Origin of the sequence: Streptomyces sp. ME02-8801-2C (genome assembly GCF_033793965.1) — a bacterium.
GTDB lineage: Bacteria > Actinomycetota > Actinomycetes > Streptomycetales > Streptomycetaceae > Streptomyces.
Genome location: NZ_JARAXP010000001.1, coordinates 1106275 through 1112782 on the forward strand (window position 1 = coordinate 1106275; position 6508 = coordinate 1112782).

Below are 6508 nucleotides of genomic sequence, written 5' to 3' on the forward strand. Positions count from 1 at the left end.
GCGGCCGTGGGTTGCGCCGCGGCCCACGCGCGGCCTGTATTCGTGGCTGAATGCCACAGGCCCCGGGGGCCCGCGACGCCGAAGCGACGGAGCTGCCGGGGCCGGAGGGGTGCAGGCCGGCGTCGCCCGGCCTTCCGGGCGGTGCCGGGGGCCTGGGCGGGGAGTGCGCCCGTAGGTGACGTCACGGTTCACGCGCGGCCGTGATCACGCTGCGTTCACGTGCGGCCGTTGGTGACATCACGGTTCACAGGTGGCCGTGGTCGCACTGCGGTTCACATGCGGCCGTGGGTCGCGTCACGGTTCACGCGCGGCCGTCATCCCGCTGCGGTTCACGCGTGCCCGTTGGCGACATCACGGTTCACTCGCGGCTGCAGGCCGGGCTGCAGGCCGGGCTGCGGGTCACGCGCGGCCGTCTGTCACGCCACGGTTCACATGCGGCCGTGGTCATGCTGCGGTTCACGTGCGGCCGTTGGTGACATCACCGTTCACACGTGGCCGTGGCCGTGGCCGTACTGGCGGTTCACGCGTGGCCGCAGGTCGTATTGCGGGCCACGCGTGGCCGGAGGGCACGGTTGCGGGTTACTCCTTTCTGGCGATGACCAGGGTGACGTCGTGGCCCAGTGAGGTGTGGTCGACGGAGGTGAAGCCTGCCTCTCGCATCCACTCGGCGCACTGGGTGAGGTCGTACCCCGTGCCGTGCGGTGTCATCAGTTGGAGGTTCAGGCTGCGGATCAGGTTTCGCAGATAGCTGTCCTCGCCGTCCACGATGACCGGGTCCCACACCAGGAACGCCCCGCCGGGCCGCACCGCCGCGAAGGCGTTGCGGACCAGCTGCCGGCGCTGCTCGTCGTTCCAGTCGATGAGCGCGTGGCCGATCATCAGGACGTCGGCCTCGGGCAGCGCACCCGCGAAGAAGTCCCCGCCGTGGAACCGGACCTTGCCGGTCATCCCGATCGACGCCATGTGCGCGGTGAAGTCGGGCTCCAGCTGCGGCAGATCGAACACGCAGGGGTCCAGATGCGGATGGGCCCGGGCCAGTCCGGCCAGTACGTTGCCCCGGCAGCCGCCGAGCTCCAGCACCGAGTGGTGAGCCGCCCAGTCGAAGCCGTCCACCAGCGCGGGGATGAGCGGCCGACTGGCGTCCTCGGCCATGCCGACCAGCCCGTCCTTCTTCTCCTCGCTGTCGTACAGCTCGCCGAACATGTCCTCGCCGCTGTACGTGGCGGCCTGCGGTGCCCCGGTGCGCAGCGACTCGGAGAGCTTGCCCCACGCCGGGTACATCACCTGGTCGGCGGCCCGCAGGAAGCCACCGAGATAGCCCTCGGCGCCGGGAACGAGGCAGGACCGGGTGATGTCCGAGTTCTGGTAGCGGCCGGACTCACCCCGCTCCAGGAAACCCAGCTCGGCCAGGGCCGCCAGGAAGTGCCCGGTGCCCCGGGAGTGGAGGCCGAGCCGGTTGCGCAACTCCTCCTCGTCGCCCGGCTCCTTGGCCAGTGCCTCGAACAGGCCCAGCTCCATCCCGGTCAGCACGAGCTTCGCCGACTGGAACGCCATGGCCTGGCCCAGCACGGCCGCCGGTCCGGCGGCGGAGATGGTGTCAGTCATCTCGTGGGTCCTCTCAGACCGTGGTCGGCACATGGCCGGCCGCGCGGGCGATCACATCGGACAGCACCGCCGTCGGGTCGTCCGCGGACTCCGCCGAGCGCCAGGCCACGAAGGCGTCCGGACGCACCAGCACCGCACCCGCCGGGCCCACCCCGTAGACGTCGGTCCACTCGCGGTCCGTGGGCCGCAGCTCCTGGTCCGCGCCCACGGCATGGGTGCGCAGCGGAATCCCGAGCTTCTCGGCGACCTTCGTCGCCGCCTGTGCCCAGTCGGCGCCGTCGGGGCCGTGGAGCAGCACGTACGAGTCCCAGAACAGGTCGATCGTGGAGATCTCCTCGTCCCCCCGGCGCAGCCACAGATGCGGCGCGCGGGTGCCGGGCTCGCCGGTGAGCTCCAGGTCGGGGGAGAGCACCTTGGCGTCCGCCGGCCCGGACACCGACGAGGAGCGGTAGCGGTACCCGAGGGTGATGACGACGTCGTCGACGAAGTCGGCCTTGTCCTGGTCGGTGGCGTAGCCGTGCCGGATCCGGTTGCGGACCAGCGCCTGCTCCGACATGGCCTTGCCCAGCGGACGGCGCTCGGCGTCGTAGGTGTCCAGCAGGGTGTCGGTGCCCCAGCCCTGCAGCACCGCGGCCAGCTTCCAGGACAGGTTGTGGGCGTCGTGGATACCGGTGTTGGCGCCGAACCCACCGGCCGGCGGGTGCACGTGGGCGGCGTCACCCGCGAGGAACACCCGGCCCACCCGGAAGGTGTCGGAGACCAACTGGGCGCCGCGCCACGGCACCTTGTCCATGATCTCCACGTCGATGTCCTTGCCGGCCGAGCGGCGCACGATGTCGATGCAGCGCTCGTCGGTGTAGTCCTCCGGCTTCTCTCCCTTCTCCGGGAAGTAGATGGGCGCCGCCAGCCAGGGGTCGCAGCCGTGCAGCCGGGACAGGCCCATCAGGGTGCCGCTGGCACTGGCGTAGCAGAGGATGAACTTACGGTCCTTCAGCAGCACTTCGAGCTCGGGCGCCCGGAAGTAGATGCTGAGGGCGTTGAAGACGGTGCCGCGGCCGTTGCGCGGTACGCCGAGCGCCTCGCGGGTGAGACTGCCGGCGCCGTCCGCCCCCACCAGGTAGTCGGCCCGGATGGTGAACCGCTTGCCGCCGTCCTCCTCCGCGATGGCGGTGACGCCGTCCGCGTCCTGCTCGAAGGAGATCAGGCGGGTGCCGAACCGGATGTCGGTGCCGGCCTCCTGCGCCTTGGCGACCAGCACCTTCTCGTAGCGGTCCTGTCCACAGCCCATGACCCGCTCGGGGCTGACCGTCGGCCCGTCCAGCGAAGGGGCCTCGAGGAGCTCGGCGTTGTCGATGTCGGCGAACGTGTTCACCTTGATGATGCCGCCCTCGAAATAGGCGTGCGAGTCGCCCATCTCCAGTGCCCGGATGTCCGCGCCGAGGCCCGCTGCCCGGAACAGTTCCATCGTGCGGGCCTGCAGGCCGGGGGCGCGCGGCAGGGTGGAGGTGCTGTCACGCTTCTCCAACAGCATCGTGCGTACACCACGCCGTCCGCTGAAAAGGGCGGTGGCAAGCCCCACGGGCCCTCCACCGATGATCAGCACTGGAATCCTCACGTCATACATGCATGTCCCCTCTGGACGCTCCGGTCGGACGGACAGACGCGAGATGAATAGCTGCGCGGCCTCAAGACGCGGTGGAGCGAAGGGGTTCGGCGGAGGGCTCGCCGGCCGTCCCGCCGGACCGCCCCGGCACCGTTCGAGGGCCTCTCGACTCGGCCGTGCGACGGTCCCCCGGCCGCGTGGCACTCGGCCACGGCAGGCGTTGGAAGGAGCACAAGCGCATGACGCAAACCATTCCCGACGTCAGCACTCCTGCCGGGATCATCCGGCTCGGCAACATGTTCTGCGACGCCAAGGCGCTGCTGACCGCCGTCGAGCTGCGCCTGTTCACGGTGCTCCACGAGAAGGGCCCGGCCACCGAGGAGGAGATCAGGGCCGCTCTGGAGCTGCACGGGCGTGGTCTGTCGGACTTCCTGAGCCTGCTCACGGCCCTCGGTCTGCTGGAGCGCGAGAACGGGACCTACCGCAACGGCGCGGGCGCGGACACCTACCTGGTGCACGGTCAGAAGAGCTACGTCGGCGGCTTCCTGGAGCGGTCGAACAGGAACCTCTACCCCGCCTGGGGCCGGCTCTCCGAGGGTCTGCGCACCGGAAAGCCGCAGTCCGGCAGCGACTTCGAGACCGTCACCCAGAACCAGCACATCCTGCGGCAGTTCGTCGGGATGATGGACGCCCTCACCCATGTCGTCGGGCCCGAACTCGCCCAGAAGTACGACTGGTCGGGGCACGCCTCCGTACTCGACGTCGGCGGCGCCCGGGGCAACCTGTGCTCCATCATCGTCAAGCACCACCCGCACCTGACGGGCCATGTCTTCGACCTGCCTCCGATGGAGCCCCTGTTCGACGAGCGGGTGGCAGAGGACGGGCTGACCGGACAGATCACCTTCCACGGCGGCAGCTTCTTCAACGACCCGCTGCCCACCGCCGACGTGGTCGTCCTCGGGCACGTACTGCACGACTGGGACAAGGAACAGCGGGCCGCGCTCATCGCGAAGGCCTACGACGCCGTCAACCCCGGCGGGACCCTCCTCATGTACGACCGGATGCTGGAGGACGAGTCCACGCACATCGAGAACCTCGTGATCAGCCTCGACATGCTGCTCGTCACCGACGGCGGCGAGGAGTACCCCGTCTCCGAGGCCGTGGCGGTCGCCAAGCAGGTCGGCTTCGCCGCTGTCGAGGTCTCCACCCTCAGTGAGTACGACACGCTCGTCGTGTGCCGCAAGAAGGCCTGAACAAGAGAGAGGAGTCTCCTATGAGCAAGGCGCCTTCAGAGGTGCAGGTGCTGGTGGTCGGAGGCGCGGTCGCCGGCCTGTCGACCGCCGTCTTCCTCGCCTCGCACGGGGTCAGCACCCTCGTTGTGGAGCGGCACCCCGACACCCTCAGCCATCCCCGCTCCCGGGGCATCAACCCCCGTACGGTCGAGGTCTACCGGCAGGCGGGGCTCGAGTCCCGGATCTGGGCCGAGGCCAGCCTGGCCACGGACTTCAGCAAGCTCCAGATGATCAAAGCGGAGACCCTGGCCGCCGAGGAACACTTCAGCGGGCCGACGGACAGCCCCGACCCGACCGGCGAGGTCAGCCCCTGCGAATGGGCGCCGATCGACCAGGACCGGCTGGAGCACCTGCTGCGTGCGCGGGCCACCGAGCTCGGCACGGAACTCGCCTTCGCCACGGAGCTCGTCTCCTTCGAGCAGGACGACGACGGCGTCACCGCCGTTCTGCGGGAACGGGAGAGCGGGGCCGAACGCACCGTACGGGCCCGCTATCTGATCGCGGCCGACGGCAGCCGCAGCCCGGTCCGCTCCGACCTGGGCATCGAGGTCGACGGTCCCGGAGAGTTCGCCACCACGCTGTCGGTGCTGTTCGAGGCCGACCTGAGCGAGGCGGCCCGCGGCCGTCCGGTCGGGGTCTGCTACCTCGACCGGCCGGCACCCTCGACGATCCTCTTCGCGCACGACGGCGACCAGCGCTGGATCTTCGCCACGGCGATGCCGCCGGACACCACCCTGGAGACGGTCACCGAGGAGCAGGCCATCGAGCTGGTGCGGGCCGCCATCGGCGTGCCCGACCTCAAGGTGCGGATCATCGAGCAGCTGCCGGCGGGCGGCGCCAAGTGGCTCAGCTTCATCATCGGCGCCCAGGTCGCCCGCGAGTACCGGCGCGGCCGGGTCTTCCTCGTCGGCGACGCCGCCCACCTGGTCCCGCCCACGGGCGGGTTCGGTGCCAGCCTGGGCATCCAGGACGCGCACAACCTGGCATGGAAGCTGGCCGCGGTGCTCGACGGCACGGCGGGCGAGGCGCTGCTCGACACGTACCAGGCGGAGCGGCAGCCGGTGGCCTGGATGACCCTGCAGCAGACCATGGCAATGATGCAGGACCGTACCGGGCAGGACGGCGGTGAGGACGGCGGGCTCAGCCCGGCCGAGAGCTACAGCACCACCGTCTTCGGCTACCGCTACTCCGAAGGTCCGCCGGTGCCGCCCCGGCAGCTCAGCGGCGAGGCCGGCACCAGGGCCCCGCACGTGGCCCTGGAGCGCGACGGCAAGGCCATCTCCTCGCTCGACCTGTACGGTTCGGGGCCGGTCCTGGTCACCGCCGCCGGCGGCCAGGCCTGGGAGGCGGCGGCCGTCGCGGTCGTCAAGCGCCACGGCGTCCCGCTCAAGGCCCACCGAATCGGCAGCGGCGGCCTCACCGACCCGGACGACGCACTGGCGTCGCGGTACGGCATCGGAGCAGACGGTGCCGTCCTGGTCCGCAGCGACGGCTTCGTCTCCTGGCGCTCACAGGGCGCAGCGGACAAGCCGGAGGAGGAACTGACCGCGGCGGTCCTCCGCCTGCTGGGCCGCGGCTGAACGCGCACCTTCCCTCCCCGGGCGCCGGACGGACTGGTCTCTCCAGCCCGTCCGGCGCTGTTTGCACCCCCGAGCGCCGGGCGCGGACTCCGGGCTCCGAGCGCTGGGCCCGGGCCCGGTCCCGGCCGGCCTGGGTGCCCGCCCTGGCACCGGGCACAGCCCCTGGGCCCGAAGTAGTCGGCGCAGGCCCTGGGGCCGAAGTACCGCCCCTGACCCTGGCCCTGGCGCCGGCCCTGGCCCCGGCCCCGGCTGCGGGCCCGAGTCCCGGGCCCGCGTGCCGGACACGTGCCTGCCCGGGGCAAGCCGTGGTGGTACGGGGCACGGCTGTGGCCCCGGCCCTGGCACCGGGCCGAGCCCCGGCCCTGGCACCGGGCCGAGCCCCGGCCCTGGCACCGGGCCGAGCCCCGGCCCTGGCACCGGGCCGAGCC

At 71.4% G+C, this 6508-nt stretch carries 4 protein-coding genes; 2 read left to right on the forward strand and 2 right to left on the reverse strand.

Translation table 11 applies throughout. The features are described from left to right. Positions 1 to 579 precede the first annotated feature (579 nt). Both PV396_RS04660 and PV396_RS04665 read right to left on the reverse strand, forming a co-directional pair. Positions 580 to 1605: a methyltransferase gene (locus PV396_RS04660; protein WP_319200560.1), complete on the reverse strand. Its 1026-nt coding sequence runs from the start codon at positions 1603 to 1605 to the stop codon at positions 580 to 582. A 13-nt stretch (positions 1606 to 1618) separates the two neighbouring features. After that, the gene (locus PV396_RS04665; RefSeq protein ID WP_319200562.1) at positions 1619 to 3229 is read right to left on the reverse strand and encodes an FAD-dependent monooxygenase; all 1611 of its coding nucleotides are present in this window, start codon (positions 3227 to 3229) and stop codon (positions 1619 to 1621) included. Between the two features lie 218 nt (positions 3230 to 3447). Here PV396_RS04665 and PV396_RS04670 point away from each other — a divergent pair, with 218 nt between their 5' ends. Together PV396_RS04670 and PV396_RS04675 are read left to right on the forward strand one after the other, a co-directional pair. Then, positions 3448 to 4461: a methyltransferase gene (locus tag PV396_RS04670; protein ID WP_319200564.1), complete on the forward strand. Its 1014-nt coding sequence runs from the start codon at positions 3448 to 3450 to the stop codon at positions 4459 to 4461. A gap of 20 nt (positions 4462 to 4481) precedes the next feature. Continuing rightward, positions 4482 to 6080 (forward strand): FAD-dependent monooxygenase, encoded by a 1599-nt coding sequence (locus tag PV396_RS04675; protein ID WP_319200566.1) that lies wholly within the window; start codon positions 4482 to 4484, stop codon positions 6078 to 6080. Positions 6081 to 6508: the final 428 nt, after the last annotated feature.

Coding starts and splice junctions, on each gene's coding strand:
- PV396_RS04660 (WP_319200560.1), bottom strand. CDS start 1,605: ATGACTGACACCATCTCCGCCGCCGGACCGGCGGCCGTGCTGGGCCAG.
- PV396_RS04670 (WP_319200564.1), top strand. CDS start 3,448: ATGACGCAAACCATTCCCGACGTCAGCACTCCTGCCGGGATCATCCGG.
- PV396_RS04665 (WP_319200562.1), bottom strand. CDS start 3,229: ATGTATGACGTGAGGATTCCAGTGCTGATCATCGGTGGAGGGCCCGTG.
- PV396_RS04675 (WP_319200566.1), top strand. CDS start 4,482: ATGAGCAAGGCGCCTTCAGAGGTGCAGGTGCTGGTGGTCGGAGGCGCG.